We start from the raw sequence: 17,475 nt of genomic DNA on the forward strand, positions 1-17,475 counted from the left end.
GCCGGCCACCCCCTCGTACGCGAACGGCGGCGGCTCGGGAGCCGGCGGCTGGGGCTCCTCGTGGCAGCAGCCCGCGCCCAAGTCGGGCGGCGGGCGCGGCGGTCTGGTCGCCGCGGTCCTGGTGGCCGCGCTCGTCGCGGGCGGCGTGGGCGGCGGCATCGGCTACTGGGCGGCCGACCGCAACGACTCCTCCACAGGCTCGACGACGGTTTCCGCCTCGCAGAGCGGCGGCGACTTCAAGCGCGACCCGGGCACGGTGGCCGGCGTGGCCGCCAAGGCGCTGCCCAGCACCGTCACCATCCAGGCGGAGAGCGGCAGCGGCGAGGGCGGCACGGGCACCGGCTTCGTCTTCGACAAGCAGGGCCACATCCTCACCAACAACCACGTGGTGGCCGAGGCGGTCGACGGCGGCAAGCTCTCCGCGACCTTCCCCAACGGCAAGAAGTACGACGCCGAGGTGGTCGGGCACGCGCAGGGCTACGACGTCGCGGTCATCAAGCTCAAGAACGCGCCGTCTGACCTGAACCCGCTGACGCTCGGCAACTCCGACAAGGTGGCCGTCGGGGACTCGACGATCGCGATCGGCGCGCCCTTCGGCCTCTCCAACACGGTGACCACGGGCATCATCAGCGCCAAGAACCGTCCGGTGGCCTCCAGCGACGGCAGCTCCACCAGCAAGGCCTCCTACATGAGCGCCCTGCAGACCGACGCCTCGATCAACCCGGGCAACTCCGGTGGCCCGCTTCTGGACGCGAACGGCTCGGTGATCGGGATCAACTCGGCCATCCAGTCCTCCGGCAACGGCCTGGGCGGTACCAGCCAGTCCGGCTCCATCGGTCTGGGCTTCGCGATCCCGATCAATCAGGCGAAGAACGTCGCCCAGCAGCTGATCAAGACCGGCAAGCCGGTCTACCCGGTGATCGGCGCCTCGGTCTCCCTGACGGAGAGCACGGACGGAGCGAGGATCACCGAAGAGGGCGCGGGCGGCGCGGAAGCGGTCGAGCCGGGTGGCCCGGCCGACAAGGCCGGCCTCAAGCCCGGCGACGTCATCACCAAGCTCGACGACAGGGTGATCGACAGCGGCCCCACCCTCATCGGCGAGATCTGGACCCACCAGCCCGGCGACAACGTCGAACTCACCTACACCCGCGACGGAAAGACCCAGACAGCCGAAGTAACCCTCGGCGAGCGCGAAGGCGACAGCTGACCCGTTAGTCTTGATCCCGCGCCGCTCTGCCGGCGGCGCGGGGTGGGTTGCCCGAGCGGCCTAAGGGAACGGTCTTGAAAAACGTGAGGACGCGAAAGCGTCTCCGTGGGTTCGGATCGCACCGCCTCCGCAGATCAGAGACGTGCTGGTCAGAAGGAGTGTCCTTCGGTGAGGGGCACCCCTTCTGCTTGGGCCCTGTCTCACCTTGATCCGGCTCTGTCGCGTTGTGGACCAGGCGACAAAGGCGCCACCCTCTCTCCGGCGTGGATGAGGATGGCGCTCCTCGTTGTCAGAAGAACCAGCCCACACCCTGTCCGAGGGCGGAGGCCAGCCGATGTTGGCGTTTAGGTCACGTCCGCACAGGGTTCAACTTCCTGCTTCTTGGAACAGGACTCGAACCGCTTGGCGTACTCCTTGACGGCCGACTCGAACACGTCTGCGGAGGAGACGATTGTCCACTGCATCGTTTGCACGCCGAAGTCCCTGTCGAGCGTCAGCCGGGTTCGATCTTCGGAGAGGGTGCCTGTGACGGCCCCGTAATCGGTCAGGCCGTTGAATTCAAACGTGCTGTCCGAGCCGCGCCCGTTGAAGTCGGTCTCATCCCGGAGCTCTTTGCCCTGCCCGTCGAAGGACACGATCGTGTACTTCCCGATCACCTGACCACCCTCAGGGTGGACCTGGAAGGCCAGCATGGCGTGCAACTCGCCGTCCACGGCCATAGCGACGTACTTGCGGGGTTGGGTCGCCTGTGTCGTACTCGTGGCTCGGCTGTCGGCGGCCGAGCTGGCGTTAGCAGCAGGTTGCTTGTCGCTGCTGGAGCAGCCGGCGGCCGATGCAACCAGCAGTGCGGTCAAACCTACGACGGCGGCGGCGTGCATCCGCACGCGCGGGAACAGACGCCGTAACTTCGATACCCGACCCACGAGACCCCCGGTGTTGCAGTCGCTGGAGTGACGATCTACGGCTGAGCAACGTAGCAGGGGCGTCGACTGACGTCGATTGCACGGAAAGCCACCCTGCGCCGTCTACTCCTCTCGGCAGTGGGGTATTGCCCAACTGTTGTGTCGGTGCAGGGTGTTGCTGGCGGGGCCTGCACAGGCTGTTAGCCTCCGCGCGACGCACATGGACCGGCGCCAGCATTGGGGGTGCTCAGCACGATGGCCGACGATCGACCTGATGCAAACACACCCGGCCAGGGCGGCAACCACGGGGACGGTGCACAGCTGGCCGCATCACCGCCCCCAGACCCGCCAACGCCGGACGGCGGGCAAGGTGGTGACGCGGGCGGAGGCTGGTTCAGCAGGCATCAGCAGGCAGCCTGGATCGGCGCCGGGGCGACGGTCCTTGCAGCCCTGATCACCGTCGCGGTGCCTATTCTCGGCTCCTCCGGTGATGACAAGGCCGACGGTGCCTCGACCATCGTGCCAACTTCATCGGCTCCCACCTCGGCGCCCGAATCCATACCCTCCTCCGCTTCGCCGTCGAAGCAGACCGAGACACCAGACCCGGATCACGGTTCTTCGCCCAGGGGAAGCGAAATCTGGAGGGGCTCACTGGTGCTCGATACTGAGCCGAAGGACCTGGACGCCGGACAGCCCGTCGCTGTTGGCTATGCCGACGAAGGTGATTTGTACATGACGCCGGAGAACCAGATCAACGGTGGGAAGGACACCGTGATCTCTCTCTGGTCAGGAAGTACGACCAGTCCCCCTGGATACGAGGAGTGCTCGAAAACGGTCACGGCGGAAGGAACCAACGAGCAGCAACTCACCAAGGACGTAGTGCTATGCATACGCACGGGCGCTGGGAACATCGTCCGGCTCAAACTCACGGAGCTTGGCTCAAACGGCCTTGGCAGCGATTACCGCAACAAGTTCGACGCCGTCATATGGGACGCGGGCTGAGCCGGATGCATAGTGTCGGGTCTCGGCGCGGTCAGCGTCGGCGATCGGTCGCTGACGAGCCGATGCGTCCCCTGCGGCGTAGGAACGAAGTCGCCCTCACTGGTTTTCCAGTGAGGGCGACGCGCCTTACGGCTCGCGATATTGCGATGCTGTTGGCCCTACCTGCCTACTGCTCGTCTGCGGCGTCCAAGGCTCGCTCGATCTGCTCGTTCGAGCGCTGCTGGTTACGGTGGATGGCTTTGGCGTAGAAGCGGAACAGGACCGCGATGCTGTGGCCTGCCCGGCGTGCGACCTCGGCCGGGGAGACGCCGGACTCAAGCCAGAGCGAGACGCCCGCGTGGCGCAGGGAATACGGCACGTCAGCCAGCGGTGAGGCAGCCTCGGACTCTGTCAGCACCGCGAGCCGGGCCGCCTTCCAAACCTCTCCATACTCCTTGGACAGGAGGTGGCCACCCTGGGACGCACGGAACAGCCGACCATCTTCGGCCGTGCCGAACTCCTTGATGTGCTCGCGGACCAGGCGGATGGGGTGTCGGCCAGGGCACTTGGGCCTGCGAGTGCTGCGATGGCGAGTGCCGCCGCGGCGGCAGCGATACGTCTCTTGATACGCAAGGTGCTTTCCTGTTCTGTTGTGTGCTCGTGAGTTGCTCAGGCTCGCAAGCAGTCCCCTCCACGGCCATGCGTGTGTAGGCATGGCGAAGCAAGTGAAAGCGCCAGTGGACCCCGTGTGGACCACGACGCCCGCGCAACGCGTGAGGCCGGTAGGCTGTAGCCGCTCCGTCCCAGGTAGGACGGGGCCAGGGTGGGTTGCCCGAGCGGCCTAAGGGAACGGTCTTGAAAACCGTCGTGGCGCGAGTCACCGTGGGTTCAAATCCCACACCCACCGCTTGCAGGCCAGAGGCGTTGCAGGTCAGAAGGGGTGTCTCTCACTGAGAGGCACCCCTTCCGCGTGCACCCTGTCTCACCCTGACTCGTCCGTGTCCCAGGTTTGACCAGTACGTATGGGCCATCTGTGGGCCAGCCGACGCCGTCGACGAAGGCGCGTCAGTGGTGGTGGCCGTGCCGGCCGAGGGTCTTCACGGGGGTCGCGCCGGGGCGGGTCCACTGCGGCACAGGGCGGCTGGTCGGGCCCCAGGTGGCGACGCCGTCGGCGTCCGAGCGCCAGTACCAGCAGGCCTGGCGGCCCTCGGCCGGGTGCCCCTCGCGGACATCGCCGATCACGGGCCAGCCCTCGGGGTTGTCCTCCCACGCCTCGCCGCGGCCGTAGGGCGTCATGTCGAGCAGGCCGAGGGATCCGTTGACCGGCTCGTTGCCACGGCCCGTCGTGGAGTAGGTGAGGAACACGCGGTCGCCGTCGCGCAGGAAACAGGCGATGTGCCCCATTTCTCCGCCGACCGGTGCCTCCACGCCCCGCACCGAGTACCAGGGCTGGGTGTAACCCATGAACTCGACGTAGGGAGCCACCTCGTCCCACGGGCCCGAGGTCAGGATGGCGAACGAGACGCCCCGGGCGTTGAGGTAGACGGTGTCCTTCACGTGCCAGGCCGTGGTGGTGCAGCCCTCGCACTGCCCCTGGTGCGGCGCGCCGTCGTACCACATGTGCTTGTAGACCACGAGCTCGTCGCGACCCTGGAACAGGTCGAGGAACGGGACCGGCCCGTCGACGCCGGTGACCTCGACCGCGCCGTCGAGCTCGACCATCGGCAGCCGCCGCCGGGCCGCGGCGATCGCGTCGCCCTCACGGGTGTGCGCCTTCTCGCGGACCAGCAGCTCTTCTCGCGCCGCCTGCCAGGTGGCCCGGTCGACGACCGGCGGCTTGCCGGGGAGGTGGCTGCTCGCGTTGCCGGGCGTGGTCGTCATGGTGTCCTCCGTGGTGTCTCGTGCCGGGCAGCCTCGTACGACGTCATACGACGGTCACCAGAACAGACTCGCGACGCGGCCGGAACTCATCGCGGAACCCGAGACGGGGGTCGAGGGTGAGGCGGGGGTGGGTTTCGTAGCGGGGGCAAGGCAACTGGAGAACAACTGAGGTGGCACCGTATTCATCGCTCCACCGCCTGGCGGTCGTGAACTCCTCCCTCCGGCTGGCAATCTCCGTGATGGCGATGCCGGGAGACCGCTGAGCTGCTGGGTGCTGGTAAGCGTTTCTCTTGTGATCACGCTTCGTCGACCGCTGCAGACCGCCACCGCTATCGCCGCAGCTGCCGTCTTGGCCGCTTGCGCGACGGGGCAGCACGCCGCCACCACCGAATCAAAGACTGCCGCTGCGCCGGCGGCCGCCCCGCCGAAACCGAAACCGAAGCCGTCACCGAGCCTGTCCTGGGCAAAGCCCATCCAGTGGACTGCCGCAAGGCCAAGTGCGTGGCGTTGACTTTTGATGCCGGTCCCGGCCTCTACACGGCTCGCCTGCTGGACATCCTCAAGGCCAAGCGCGTGAACGCCACGTTCTTCCTGTTGGGCGAAAAGGGCGTGGCCCGCTATCCCCAGCTGGTACGCAGGCAAGCGGCTGAAGGGCATGAGCTGGCCAATCACAGCTGGAGTCATCCGCGCTTGACCGATGTCTCGACCGCGGAGATCCACCGCGAGCTCAGCTCGGTGCAGCAGCGAATCAAGCAGCTCACCGGCCGCACTCCGTCCCTGATGCGCCCACCCCAGGGGAGTACCGACCAGCGGGTGTCCGAGATCTCCCGCTCGCTCGGGCTGGCGCAGATTCTGTGGACCGTCACCGCGAAGGACTATCGCGACCATGACCCCGACCTCATCAAACAGCGCGTCCTGGCCGGCGCCGAGCGCAACGGGATCATCCTGCTGCACGACGTCTACACGGGCACCGTTCCCGCCGTTCCCGAAATCATCGACGGATTGCGTGAACGCGGGCTGACGCCAGTGACCGTCTCCCAACTCTTCGCCCCCACCAAGCCCCAGCCGGGCCGGGCCTACTGGAACGCGTGGTAGGTGGATCATCTCGAAAACCGTTTTCATGGCGGTGCCGAAGCGCTCTTGAAAACCGTCGTGGCGCGAGTCACCGTGGGTTCGAAACCCACACCCACCGCAGGGTTGCCCGTCATCAGCTGGTCGAGGGCTCGCGGCTGGGTGCCGGGGTGGAGTTCGATGCGGATGGTGTCGTCGTCCACGATGACGTACGTGGGATCCGTTGCCTTTTTCCATCCCAGCCGCAGCAGGTAGTACCGGTGATCACGTTCGACCAGCAGGCGCAGTCCGCTGTAGCGGTACCGGTAGTGCGCACCGCGTCCCAGATCTTTCACGTGCGGTCCCGGCGGAGCGATGCTCAGCGGGTCGGTGCTCAGCACCACCACGGCCACGCGGCGCACCAATCGGTCCGCGTCGTGGTGCGCGTCCTGACGGCCGAGCTGCCCGGCGATCAGGGCCACCACCCAGATCAGGAAGAGACCCGCGACCACAAGGGATACGGCACGCTCCCACGCCGACCTGTGCGGTCCGCCGGCAGGAGCGGCGGCGCGGGTCTGGCCGAGAAGGAGTCCGGCCGCCACGAGCAGGGGTGCTGACCAGGCGAAGGGCTGGATCCAGCGCCACAGCACCATCAGGACGACCCCCGCGGCGACGAATCCGAGATGCGCCTGCGCCATCGTGCGCCCGAGTTCGGCGATGCGGCGGAGGTGGCGCTCGGGGAGGTGCAGGGCGACAAGCAGCCGGGGAGCGGCCGGTACCAGGAGGGCCAGGGCCAGGACTTCGAGAGCGGGCATGGCGGCGAGCCGCAGGCTGCGCATCACCAGTTCGAAGGTGCTGAAGCCCATGGCGAGGCTGTCCAAGTGGAAGTAGCCAAAGTAGGCGTTGGTGTAGATGTAGCCGGCGTAGAGCATCAGGCCGCCCACGAACGATGTTGCTCCCACAGCTGAGTTGACGAGTTCCAGGTGGCTGCCGCTGGTGGTCTGTGGGGCGGGCGGGTCTGGAGCGGGTCTGTTCCGGAGGCTGCGGAGGCCGCCGAGGCGATGGGGCGCAGGCCCACGGCGGACCACACGGCGGACCACGCGACGGCGCGAGGTCCGGCGAGCGGGCGGGCTCGGTGCGGCGGGGGGATCTGCCGGGCCCTGGGGTGCGGCTGCGCCCATCCCGTCAGTTCACCTCGGGTGACACGTCGTTCTCCGGCGTGCTGGGAGGCTCCGCACAGGTCTCGCCCTGGGCCGGTGTCGGACTGCAAGAGGACGTTGGGTCTGCCGGCGGGCTGCCGCTGACACCGGCGCCGGGCCCATCGGTTGCCCAACTATCCGTCGGCGGCGGCTCCACAGGTGGGATACCCGGATCACCAGCCGCGCCGCCGTCGTCCTGGCCGGTCGGGGATCCGTCCCCATCGTCCTGGCCGCCGACGGATCCGCTCCCGCTGTCGCCGACAGATCCACCGCCGCCGTCCTGGCCGCCGCCGGATCCGCCTCCGCCGCTCTGACCGGGGACTGTCACTTCGGACACCGTCACGTCCGGCGTGGACACGCCACCCGGCACATTCCCGCCGGGCCCGCCGGGCGACCCGCCCGAAGGAGCGCACCCCGTTGCCCCGAAACCCAGAACCACCACCATGACAGCCGCCGCAGCGGTCCCACCCTTGATCACGGCACCCTGGCATACCGCCATCCGTTCCCCCCTCACAACGGACAAGCCTCACTGGCGTATACGCGCAGGATCCCAGCGGATACGGGCACGGCTCATATCTCGGGGCAAATTCATGGATGTCGGCGCACCGACCTGCTACAGTCCGCCGCTTGCCGGCGCCGATCAGGGGCAGTGCCCCGTCATCCGGGCCGCCGAGGCGATCGTGGCGCGGGCCTCGCGTTCGGCCAGACCGGTGTGGACGGCGGCGTCGACGAGGGGGGCCACGAGGGCGGGGGTGAGGCCGTTCTCGTAGGCGCGGCAGGCGGCCCAGAAGAGGCGCGTATTGCGTTGGCCCTCGTGGGCGGCGAGAACGAACTGGACCAGGCCCTGGCCGTGTTGGCCGGCTGAGGGCGGCGTGGGGTGGTGCGCCCGGGGCGGGGGCTGGAGAAGTCGCAGCAGAGCGCGCGGACACGGCGCGGGTGCCAGGTGAGCGGTGCCCGGGGCCGTGCTGTAGACGCCGTGTTCGGTGCGGGAGCCGGGGCCGACGAGGTAGCCGCCGGCGCCGCGGATGTCGATGCCGGGGGCCAGTCGGCCCGCCGAGTTGGGGATCACGACGTCGGGCGGGCCGCTCAGCCACAGGTGGCGACCGCCACTGGGGGTCATGATCACGACCGTCTCCGGGATCGTGAACAGATGACGCAGGGCGAGTTCGCGCAGGGCCGCCGAGGAGTCCGTGCCTGTCTTGGTGTCGAGGTCGATGCCGATGAGGTGGTGCGGCTCCAGCCCGCAGGCGATGCCGTAACCGGTGGCCCAGGGGGCTGCGGCGAAGAGCTCGCGGATGCGCCGCGGTTCGATCGAGGCGTCGTACACGCCGTGCCCGAAGCGTCCGCACTCCCCGTGGCAGGGCGCCGTCGTCGGGTCGTCACGGTGCGGAGAGCGCAGGGCCGGGAGTTTGGTTCGGGAGAGCGGGATGACGGCGAGTCCGCGTTCGGCGGCTGACAGGGCGTGTGCAAGGGCCAGCGTCGTGGCCTGCCGGTCGATGGTGGCCATGACTCCATTTTCGTACACACGTTCGAAGAAGGGAAGAGGGGAGGGGAAGTGGGGGCGGAGGAGGGGTGGAGAAGGGGGTTTATCGACATGTCTTCACGCTTGCGAGCGAATCACGGCTTCTGGGGTGGTTCGCCGGAGATTCGGTGGGCAGCTTGGACCCGCGACGTCGTGATCAACACCGAGGCGGTCGGCAGGCCGCCCGGGAACAAGCCGTACTCAGCCGGTTCTTGCCGGTGCTTACTCCCGCTTCTGGAGGAACAGACATGGCACGTATCCGTACCGCCCGCGTTCTCGCCGCCGCAGGCGCCCTGCCCCTCGCGGCCGCCCTGTTCTCGGGTGTCGCGGCAGCCGACGACGGCGCCTTCGCGGACGGCGGGTCGAACGCGGCTGTGGCGACTGTCGGCGGCAGCGGTGTCGGTGGCGACAACTACGGCACCTCATCCACAACGCAGCAGCAGGCGGTCGGCTTCGGGGCCTCGAACCAGAGCAGCTCGGCTCATGTGAACGGCTCCGTGTCCACGGTCATCGACCAGTCCTACGAGGCCACCACCATCAACTTCTCTGAACTCTGGTGAGTCGGGGCCGTCGGGGCTGAGCGCCCGGCGGTCGTCCACCGTCTGGGGGCCGTGGGGGCTGTGGGGGCGTGAGTCCCCGGGGGGCGTGGGGGCTGTGGGGGACGTGGGTCCCGGGGGCGCAAGGGGTCTGCGCGGCGGTGCTTCGGTGCCGCCGCGCAGGCGTTTTCGCGGTGACCTTGACACTCTCAGATATCTGACGGACAGTCAGAAACCCTTGTTCGTACGAGGTCGGGAGGGCCGTCCACCGTGCACCTCGCCCCTACCGAGCGCCAGCGACGGCTGCGCGCCGAACTCCGTACGTACTTCCGTGACCTGATGCCGGACGGGCCGCCGCCGGCCGGCTCGGGGCGACAGCGGGCGCTTCTGCGACGGATCGGCGCCGACGGATGGCTCGGGCTGGGCTGGCCCGTCGAGTACGGAGGCCAAGAGCGAGGCGCCGACGAGCAGTTCGTGTTCTTCGACGAGGCCTACCGGGCCGGTGCGCCGGTGTCGATGGTGACGCTGAACACGGTCGGTCCGACACTGATGAAGTACGGCACCGAGGAGCAGAAGGGCTTCTTCCTGCCGCGGATCCTGCGCGGGGAACTCGTGTTCGCGATCGGGTACAGCGAGCCGTCTGCCGGCACGGATCTGGCGTCGCTGCGGACCCGGGCCGTGCGGGTGGATGCGGTGAAGGGGCGTGGGGGCCGCGATGACGATGACTGGCTCATCGACGGCCAGAAGGTCTTCACCTCCAACGCACAGCACGCCGACTGGATCTGGCTCGCCTGCCGTACCGATCCCGACGCGCCCAAGCACAAGGGAATCTCGATCCTGCTCGTGCCCACCGACGCCCCCGGTTTCTCGTGGACGCCGATCGAGACGGTCGGTGGGCTGACCACGACCGCCACGTACTACGACGGCATCCGCGTCCCGGTGGCCAATCTCGTCGGCGAGGAGAACGGAGGGTGGGGGCTCATCACCAACCAGCTCAACCACGAGCGGGTCGCGCTCGCGGCGATCGGCATGCAGGCCGAGGACTTCTACGCGGCAGCGCTGGCCGCCGCCCGTACGCCTGATCCAGTGACGGGGCGGCGCAGGGTTGACGAGCCGTGGGTGCGGTCGAGGCTGGCCGAGGCGCATGCCCGGCTGGCGGCATCGCGCCTGCTCAACTGGCGTTTGGTGGGGGATGTCGGGGCCGGTGGGCCGGCGCCCGGTGATGCGAGCGGCGTGAAATTCATGGGAACCGAATCGGCGGTCGCGGTGTACCGCATGTGTCAGGAAATTGTGGGTGCGGACGGGCTGGTCCGCTCCGGTTGGCCGGGCGCGTTCGGGGACGGCGAGCTGGAGCGGATGAACAGGGCGGCGCAGATCAACACCTTCGGGGGCGGGGTGAGCGAGGTGCAGCGGGAGATCGTGGCGACGATGCGGCTCGGGATGACGAGGGGGCGACGGTGAGCGGTGAGGGGGTGGGCCCGGACGGCGAGCGGGCCGGCATGAGCGAAGACGTTGCAGAGGACGTATACGCGCGGCTGAAGGCATACGAGGGCCGGGCGTCCGTCGTCGGGGGTGCGGGCAAGGACCTGGTCAACGAGCCGATGATCCGCCACTGGTGCGAGGCGATGGGCGACACGAATCCGGCGTACGCGGGGCCGGACGCCATGGCGCCGCCGACCATGCTCCAGGCGTGGACGATGGGGGGTCTGTCCGGGCACGCGGGACGCTCGGAGGCGTTCGACGAGCTGCTCGGGCTGCTCGACGGCGTGGGCTACACGTCCGTGGTCGCCACCGACTGCGAGCAGGAGTATCTGCGGCCGCTGCGGCCTGGCGACCGGATCACGTTCGACGCGGTGATCGAGTCGGTCTCGGAGCGAAAGACGACCAAGCTCGGCACGGGACACTTCGTCACGACACGGATGGATGTGCGAGCAGGGGGTGAACTGGCAGGGACGCACCGGTTCCGGATCCTCAAGTACGCGCCGGCGGCCCAAGGGCGTCCGAGGGCTTCGGAGAACTCAGCTCGTCCCAGGCGTCCCCGTCCCGTCGTCAACCGGGACAACGCCGGGTTCTGGGAGGGCGTGACCCGGCACCGGCTGCTGATCCAGCGCTGCGACGGATGCAAGACGCTGCGTTTTCCCTGGCTGCCGGGGTGCAATGCGTGCGGGTCCCCGAAGTGGGACACGGTCGAGGCGAGCGGCGAGGGGACCGTCTACTCATTTGTGGTGATGCACCACCCGCCCTTCCCCGCCTTCACCGCGACCGATCATGCCGCTGCCGCGGCGGGGCCCTACGCGGTGGCGCTGATCGAACTCGCCGAGGGAGTGCGGATGATCAGCAACGTGGTGGGCGTGCCGCACGACAAGGTGCGGATCGGGATGCCGGTGCGGCTCGAATTCCTCCGGGCGGACGAGGATTTGGAGCTGCCGGTCTTCCGTGCCGTCCAGGGGAGCGGGGGCTGACATGGACTTCACGCCCACGGAGGGGCAGGCGGCGGCCCGTGATCTGGCCGCGCGGATCTTCGGCGACCTGTCCACGCACGAGCGGCTCGCTGCCGCCGGTCCGGGCAGCGACGCCGAGCTGTGGAAGACGCTGTGCGAGTCCGGGCTTGTGTCCGCCGTCGAGGATATCGGGCTCCTCGGACTGGTGCTTCTGCTGGAGGAACAGGGACGGACGACGGCCCAGGTGCCGTTCGCGGCGAGCTGCGTGTACGGGCTGCTGGCGGTGTCGGCACACGGTTCGGCGGAGCAGCGGGAGCGGCTGTTGCCGGACATCGGGGGCGGGACGGTGGTGGTGACCGGAGCACTTCCCGAGGCCGCTGTACGGGTGGACGCGCGCGGCGAGTTGAGCGGGACCGTCGCCGTGGTGCCGTGGCTCCGCGACGCCACGCACGTCCTGGTCGCGGACGACGAGCGCCGGCTGTGGCTGGTGCGGACGGCCGACGCGCAGTGCGAGCCCGTGGAGCTGACGGCGCCCTGGTCGGCGGGGCGGCTGACGCTGGACGGCACACCGGCGGAGCGGCTCGGGCCGAGCACAGGCTCGGCGCGAGACGAGGGTGGGGACGGCCGCGTGTACGGCGGCGCGGTGCATGGCGGTGTGATGCATGACGGCGACGCGGCACGGCGGCCCTCGCCCGCCGTGCGCGACGACAGGGTGCGTGACGACAGCGTGCACGACGACAGAGCACGCGACGCCCGGGTCTATGACGACGTGCTTGCCACCGCCCGTACCGCCTTCGCCGGGGTGCAGGCCGGAGTGTGCGCGGGTTCGCTGGCCCGGGCCGTGGAGCACACCAACACCCGCGAGCAGTTCGGGCGGCCGCTGGCGGTCAAGCAAGGGGTCCAACTCCGGGCGGCCGACGCGTACATGGACACGGAGGCGATACGGGTCACGGCGTACGAGGCGGCGTGGCGGCGCGACGAGGGTCTGGAATACGGCACGCACGCGCTGACCGCCGCGTGGTGGGCGTCCGAGGCGGGGCAGCGCGTCGTCCACACCGGCCAGCATCTGCACGGTGGCATGGGAGCCGACCTCGACCACCCCGTGCACCGGCACTTTCTGTGGGGGCGGCAGCTGGACGCATATCTGGGGTGTGGGAGCGAAGTGCTCCAGGAACTGGGGGAGTTGATCGTGCAGGGAGAGGAGGGGGACGCATGAACACCGACGCGGCGCCCGTGGGGGCGGTGGGGCCGGTGCGTGCCGGGGACACGCTGCCGCCGCTGGAGATCGAGATCACCCGCACGCTCATCGTCGCCGGGGCCATCGCGTCGCGCGACTACCAGGACGTGCACCACGACGCGGAGCTCGCGCGGCAGAAGGGCTCCCCCGACATCTTCATGAACATCCTGACGACCAACGGGCTGGTCGGCCGCTACATCACCGACCACTTCGGCCCAACGGCAGTCCTCCGCAAGGTGGCGATCAGGCTGGGTGCGCCCAACTACCCGGGCGACACGATGGTGCTGACCGGCACGGTCGAGGAAGCCGAGGGCGACACGGTCACGGTGAGCGTCGTCGGGACCAACGGCATCGGCAAGCACGTCACGGGGACCGTGACCCTGGTGCTTCCGGGCCCTGCCGACAGGGTGAGCCGGCCATGAGCGTACGGACGAGGGACTCCCTCGGTGGCCGGGCGGCGGTCGTCGGGATCGGGGCCACCGAGTTCTCCAAGGACTCGGGCCGCAGTGAGCTGCGGCTGGCGGTGGAGGCGGTGCGGGCCGCGCTCGACGACGCGGGGCTCACGGCGGCCGATGTCGACGGCATGGTGACGTTCACGATGGACACCAGTCCGGAGATCACCGTCGCCCAGGCGGCCGGCATGGGAGACCTGTCCTTCTTCTCACGGATCCACTACGGGGGCGGAGCGGCCTGCGCGACCGTCCAGCAGGCCGCGCTCGCGGTGGCGACCGGAGTGGCCGAGGTCGTGGTCTGTTACCGGGCGTTCAACGAGCGGTCGGGGCGGAGATTCGGTTCCGGGGTGCAGCGCAGGGAGCCGTCGGCCGAGGGCACGGCGCTCGGCTGGTCGTTGCCGTTCGGGCTGCTCACGCCCGCGTCCTGGGTGGCGATGGCGGCCCAGCGCTATCTCTACACGTACGGGCTGGGGCCTGAGGCGTTCGGGCACGTCGCGGTCCTGGACCGGAAGTACGCGGCGACCAACCCGGCGGCGTACTTCCATGGCAGACCGATCACGCTCGCCGACCATGCGGCCTCGCGCTGGATCGTCGAGCCGCTGCGGTTGCTGGACTGCTGCCAGGAGACCGACGGCGGCCAGGCCCTGGTGGTCACCTCGGTGGAGCGGGCGTGCGATCTGCCGCATCCGCCGGCCGTGATCACCGCGGCCGCGCAGGGCGCTGGCCGAGGGCAGGAGCAGATGACCAGCTTCTACCGCGACGATCTGACGGGGCTGCCGGAGATGGGTGTGGCGGCGCGACAGTTGTGGCGCACATCCGGGCTGACGCCGGCCGAGATCGACGTCGGGATTCTGTACGACCACTTCACGCCGTTCGTGCTGATGCAGCTCGAGGAGTTCGGGTTCTGCAAGCCGGGCGAGGCCGCGGACTTCGTCGCCGAGGAGCCGCTGCCCCTGAACACGCACGGCGGGCAGCTCGGGGAGGCGTACCTGCACGGGATGAACGGCATCGCGGAGGCGGTACGACAGCTGCGCGGGACGTCCGTGAACCAGATAGCCGGCGCCCGCCGAGCGCTGGTCACGGCGGGCACGGGGGTTCCCACGTCGGGTCTGATTCTGGAACGGGGCGAGCGGGACTGATGCGGTGGCCGGACGAGCAGGGCTGATCCTGGAGCCTGACCAGCAGGTTGAACCTGGGGAGGACGATCGGGGGTGACGGTTTGTCCTACTTCCCCTGGCCACACGCCGCGCGGCTCTACTCCTTTGGAACCCCGCGGAGCCCAGCCCTACTCCTCCGGAACTCCCCGGAGCCCGTTGCTACTCCTCTGGGAGCCGTCTCTCAGGGGTGAACCCTCAGGGGAACGGGCCGTCGTGTCCACCTTCAGGAGGTGGGGGCAGCACCACTCCTACAACCTGAGGCGGACAACGCTTCGGGACCTCCGGCCGATCCGCTGGAGAGAGGGCGATCCTAGCGTGGAGCCATGACCACACCCGTCTGCACCAGCGCTTCGAACGCCGCTACGCCAAGGGCGCAGACCCTCGCGTACCCGTCGTTCGCGTCGTACGTGAAGGCCCGCCAGCCCGTGCTGCTGCGTACCGCGCGCTCGCTGACCGCGAACCCGAGCGACGCCGAGGATCTGCTGCAGACCGCGCTGACGAAGACGTATGTCGCGTGGGAGCGGATCGAGGACCACCGGGCGCTCGACGGCTACGTACGCCGGGCGTTGCTGAACACGCGGACGTCGCAGTGGCGGAAGCGGAAGGTCGACGAGTTCGCGTGCGACGAGCTGCCGGAGCCCGAGATGCCCCCGGCCGGGGATCCGGCGGAGCAGCAGGCGCTGCACGACGCGATGTGGCGCGCGATCATGAGGTTGCCGGCCCGGCAGCGGGCGATGGTCGTTCTGCGGTACTACGAGGATCTGAGCGAGGTGCAGACGGCGGAGGTGCTCGGCGTCTCGGTCGGCACGGTCAAGTCGGCCGTGTCGCGTGCGCTCGGCAAGCTCCGCGAGGACCCGGAGCTCGAGCCGGTCCGCTGAGTGATGCGGTGCCCTCGCCGGGGTCGTGCGTTGAGCCCGGCCACCGCCGTGTGTACGGTCCGCCCCACCCAGGGAGCAGCAGCAAAGCCCCGGCAAAGCGCCTGCAAAGCGCCCACCAGGAGAGCGCCTTCAACACGAGTGATCGATCATTCCCGGTACTAGTGACATACCGCGCGGTATGTGCGCAGAATCAGCGCAACCCTTACCACCGCGTAGGCAACGTCGCCCCCGGGAGGACGCCGTGCAGAGCACGATGCAGGACGTACCGCTACTGATCTCGAGGATCCTGACCCATGGGTCGACCCTCCACGGTTCGTCGCAGGTGATCACGTGGACCGGAGAGGGGGAGCCGCGGCGGCGCTCGTTCGCCGAGGTGGGGGCACGGTCGGCCCGGCTCGCGCACGCGCTGCGTGACGACCTGGGGGTCCAGGGCGACGACCGGGTCGCGACGCTGATGTGGAACAACCCGGAGCACGTGGAGGCGTACTTCGCGATCCCGTCCATGGGCGCGGTCCTGCACACGCTCAACCTGCGGTTGCCCGCCGAGCAGCTCGTCTGGATCGTGAACCATGCCGCCGACCGCGTCGTCATCGCCAACGGTTCGCTGCTGCCACTGCTCGCGCCGCTGTTGCCGCACCTCAAGTCGGTCGAGCATGTGGTCGTCTCGGGCCCCGGCGACCGTTCGCTGCTGGACGGGGCGCCGGCCCAAGTGCGGGTGCACGAGTACGAGGACCTGATCGCGGACAAACCGGAGGCCTACGACTGGCCGGAGCTGGACGAACGCCAGGCCGCGGCGATGTGCTACACCTCCGGGACGACCGGCGACCCCAAGGGCGTCGTCTACTCCCACCGCTCCATCTATCTGCACTCCATGCAGGTCAACATGGCGCAGTCCATGGGGCTCACCGACCAGGACACGTCTCTCATCGTGGTCCCGCAGTTCCATGTGAACGCCTGGGGGCTGCCGCACGCGACGTTCATGACCGGCGTGAACATGCTGATGCCGGACCGTTTCCTGCAGCCGGGCCCGCTCGCCGAGATGATCGAGAGCGAGCGCCCGACCCACGCGGCGGCCGTCCCGACCATCTGGCAGGGCCTACTCCAGGAACTCAACGCCAAGCCCCGGGACGTGAGTTCGCTCGGCCAGGTCACCATCGGCGGGTCCGCCTGTCCGCCCGCCCTCATGGCCGCCTTCGACGAGCTGGGCATGCGCGTCTGCCACGCCTGGGGCATGACGGAGACCTCGCCGCTCGGTACCGTCGCACGGCCGCCGGCCCAGGTGATCGGCACGGAAGAGGAGTTCGCGTACCGCCTTACGCAGGGCCGTTTCCCCGCGAGCGTCGAAGCGCGGCTGACCGGCCCCGGCGGCGAGCGGCTGCCCTGGGACGGCGAGTCCGCGGGCGAGCTGGAGGTGCGCGGCCCGTGGATCGCGGGCGCGTACTACGGCGGCCAGGACGAGGAAGTCCTGCGCCCCGCCGACAAGTTCAGCGAGGACGGCTGGCTCAAGACCGGTGACGTCGGCACGATCAGTCCCGACGGCTACCTGACCCTCACCGACCGCGCCAAGGACGTCATCAAGTCCGGCGGCGAGTGGATTTCGTCGGTGGACCTCGAGAACGCCCTCATGGCCCACCCGGACGTCGCCGAGGCCGCCGTCGTCGCCGTCCCGGACGACAAGTGGGGCGAACGCCCCCTCGCCACCGTCGTCCTCAAGGAAGGCGCCACCGCCGACTTCGCGACCCTGCGCGCCTTCCTCGCCGACGAGGGCAAGATCGCCAAGTGGCAGCTCCCCGAGCGCTGGACGGTCATCGAGGCGGTGCCGAAGACGAGCGTGGGCAAGTTCGACAAGAAGGTGCTGCGCGGGCAGTACGCGGCGGGCGATCTGGACGTCACACAGATCTGACGGTTTTTGGGCCGGTATGTGAGTTGGGGCGCTGTTTCACGTGAAACAGCGCCCCAACTCACATATGCGAAGCGATCAGTTCGTGCCGATCCGGGCAAGCAGGTCCACGATCCGGCTCTGCACCTCGGT

Annotated in this window: 16 protein-coding genes and 1 tRNA gene; 12 read left to right on the forward strand and 5 right to left on the reverse strand. The window is 69.1% G+C overall.

Translation table 11 applies throughout. From position 1 onward, the window contains the following. Positions 1-1,207, forward strand: a 1,207-nt coding sequence (locus FE633_RS40450) for a S1C family serine protease (RefSeq protein WP_138050162.1), incomplete at its 5' end; no start/stop codon positions are given. A gap of 344 nt (positions 1,208-1,551) precedes the next feature. Here FE633_RS40450 and FE633_RS40455 read toward each other — a convergent pair. Continuing rightward, complete coding sequence (locus FE633_RS40455; RefSeq protein WP_212747334.1) at positions 1,552-2,091, reverse strand: hypothetical protein; 540 nt, start codon at positions 2,089-2,091, stop codon at positions 1,552-1,554. Between the two features lie 273 nt (positions 2,092-2,364). On the opposite strand from FE633_RS40455, the gene FE633_RS40460 reads away from it, so the two are divergent. Next, the gene (locus tag FE633_RS40460) at positions 2,365-3,111 is read left to right on the forward strand and encodes a hypothetical protein (RefSeq protein WP_138050164.1); all 747 of its coding nucleotides are present in this window, start codon (positions 2,365-2,367) and stop codon (positions 3,109-3,111) included. Between the two features lie 166 nt (positions 3,112-3,277). Here FE633_RS40460 and FE633_RS49620 read toward each other — a convergent pair whose 3' ends face one another. Next, a complete protein-coding gene (locus FE633_RS49620) occupies positions 3,278-3,508 on the reverse strand; it encodes a site-specific integrase (protein WP_342791258.1) in 231 nt (76 codons plus the stop codon). A 404-nt stretch (positions 3,509-3,912) separates the two neighbouring features. Between FE633_RS49620 and FE633_RS40470 the strand changes: the two genes are divergently transcribed. Further along, positions 3,913-3,997: transfer RNA gene (locus FE633_RS40470), tRNA-Ser, on the forward strand. 158 nt (positions 3,998-4,155) lie between these two features. Here the strand turns inward: FE633_RS40470 and FE633_RS40475 are convergent. Beyond that, positions 4,156-4,971 (reverse strand): DUF899 domain-containing protein, encoded by an 816-nt coding sequence (locus FE633_RS40475; RefSeq protein WP_138050165.1) that lies wholly within the window; start codon positions 4,969-4,971, stop codon positions 4,156-4,158. Between the two features lie 357 nt (positions 4,972-5,328). On the opposite strand from FE633_RS40475, the gene FE633_RS40480 reads away from it, so the two are divergent. Further along, a complete protein-coding gene (locus tag FE633_RS40480) occupies positions 5,329-6,066 on the forward strand; it encodes a polysaccharide deacetylase family protein (protein ID WP_138050166.1) in 738 nt (245 codons plus the stop codon). 23 nt (positions 6,067-6,089) lie between these two features. On the opposite strand, the gene FE633_RS40485 is transcribed toward FE633_RS40480, so the two are convergent. Together FE633_RS40485 and FE633_RS40490 are read right to left on the reverse strand one after the other, a co-directional pair. Beyond that, entirely contained in the window at positions 6,090-6,983 is an 894-nt protein-coding gene (locus FE633_RS40485; protein ID WP_212747335.1) for a hypothetical protein, read from the reverse strand. An 877-nt stretch (positions 6,984-7,860) separates the two neighbouring features. After that, on the reverse strand, positions 7,861-8,727 hold the full coding sequence (locus FE633_RS40490) for a bifunctional DNA primase/polymerase (RefSeq protein ID WP_138050167.1): 867 nt from the start codon (positions 8,725-8,727) through the stop codon (positions 7,861-7,863). Between the two features lie 263 nt (positions 8,728-8,990). On the opposite strand from FE633_RS40490, the gene FE633_RS40495 reads away from it, so the two are divergent. From FE633_RS40495 to FE633_RS40530, 8 genes are all read left to right on the forward strand, one after another. Beyond that, positions 8,991-9,302 (forward strand): hypothetical protein, encoded by a 312-nt coding sequence (locus FE633_RS40495; RefSeq protein WP_138050168.1) that lies wholly within the window; start codon positions 8,991-8,993, stop codon positions 9,300-9,302. Positions 9,303-9,548: 246 nt separating this feature from the next. Beyond that, on the forward strand, positions 9,549-10,739 hold the full coding sequence (locus FE633_RS40500) for an acyl-CoA dehydrogenase family protein (RefSeq protein WP_138050169.1): 1,191 nt from the start codon (positions 9,549-9,551) through the stop codon (positions 10,737-10,739). 38 nt (positions 10,740-10,777) lie between these two features. After that, the gene (locus FE633_RS40505) at positions 10,778-11,740 is read left to right on the forward strand and encodes a bifunctional MaoC family dehydratase N-terminal/OB-fold nucleic acid binding domain-containing protein (protein WP_138050195.1); all 963 of its coding nucleotides are present in this window, start codon (positions 10,778-10,780) and stop codon (positions 11,738-11,740) included. Position 11,741: 1 nt separating this feature from the next. After that, the gene (locus tag FE633_RS40510; protein ID WP_138050170.1) at positions 11,742-12,935 is read left to right on the forward strand and encodes an acyl-CoA dehydrogenase family protein; all 1,194 of its coding nucleotides are present in this window, start codon (positions 11,742-11,744) and stop codon (positions 12,933-12,935) included. Next, on the forward strand, positions 12,932-13,378 hold the full coding sequence (locus FE633_RS40515; RefSeq protein WP_138050171.1) for a MaoC family dehydratase: 447 nt from the start codon (positions 12,932-12,934) through the stop codon (positions 13,376-13,378). Before FE633_RS40510 ends, FE633_RS40515 begins: the two co-directional genes overlap by 4 nt. Continuing rightward, the gene (locus tag FE633_RS40520) at positions 13,375-14,547 is read left to right on the forward strand and encodes a lipid-transfer protein (RefSeq protein ID WP_138050172.1); all 1,173 of its coding nucleotides are present in this window, start codon (positions 13,375-13,377) and stop codon (positions 14,545-14,547) included. Before FE633_RS40515 ends, FE633_RS40520 begins: the two co-directional genes overlap by 4 nt. 341 nt (positions 14,548-14,888) lie before the next feature. After that, entirely contained in the window at positions 14,889-15,443 is a 555-nt protein-coding gene (locus FE633_RS40525; RefSeq protein WP_138050173.1) for a SigE family RNA polymerase sigma factor, read from the forward strand. Between the two features lie 241 nt (positions 15,444-15,684). Next, a complete protein-coding gene (locus FE633_RS40530) occupies positions 15,685-17,346 on the forward strand; it encodes a long-chain fatty acid--CoA ligase (protein ID WP_171060321.1) in 1,662 nt (553 codons plus the stop codon). Positions 17,347-17,475 lie beyond the last annotated feature (129 nt).

Origin of the sequence: Streptomyces montanus (genome assembly GCF_005786655.1) — a bacterium.
Classification (GTDB): Bacteria; Actinomycetota; Actinomycetes; order Streptomycetales; family Streptomycetaceae; genus Streptomyces; species Streptomyces sporangiiformans.

What these genes read in the sequence shown, in the direction of transcription:
- FE633_RS40505 (WP_138050195.1), top strand. Translation starts at nt 10,778, where the DNA reads ATGAGCGAAGACGTTGCAGAGGACGTATACGCGCGGCTGAAGGCATAC.
- FE633_RS40510 (WP_138050170.1), top strand. Translation starts at nt 11,742, where the DNA reads ATGGACTTCACGCCCACGGAGGGGCAGGCGGCGGCCCGTGATCTGGCC.
- FE633_RS40495 (WP_138050168.1), top strand. Translation starts at nt 8,991, where the DNA reads ATGGCACGTATCCGTACCGCCCGCGTTCTCGCCGCCGCAGGCGCCCTG.
- FE633_RS40490 (WP_138050167.1), bottom strand. Translation starts at nt 8,727, where the DNA reads ATGGCCACCATCGACCGGCAGGCCACGACGCTGGCCCTTGCACACGCC.
- FE633_RS40475 (WP_138050165.1), bottom strand. Translation starts at nt 4,971, where the DNA reads ATGACGACCACGCCCGGCAACGCGAGCAGCCACCTCCCCGGCAAGCCG.
- FE633_RS40525 (WP_138050173.1), top strand. Translation starts at nt 14,889, where the DNA reads ATGACCACACCCGTCTGCACCAGCGCTTCGAACGCCGCTACGCCAAGG.
- FE633_RS40515 (WP_138050171.1), top strand. Translation starts at nt 12,932, where the DNA reads ATGAACACCGACGCGGCGCCCGTGGGGGCGGTGGGGCCGGTGCGTGCC.
- FE633_RS40460 (WP_138050164.1), top strand. Translation starts at nt 2,365, where the DNA reads ATGGCCGACGATCGACCTGATGCAAACACACCCGGCCAGGGCGGCAAC.
- FE633_RS40520 (WP_138050172.1), top strand. Translation starts at nt 13,375, where the DNA reads ATGAGCGTACGGACGAGGGACTCCCTCGGTGGCCGGGCGGCGGTCGTC.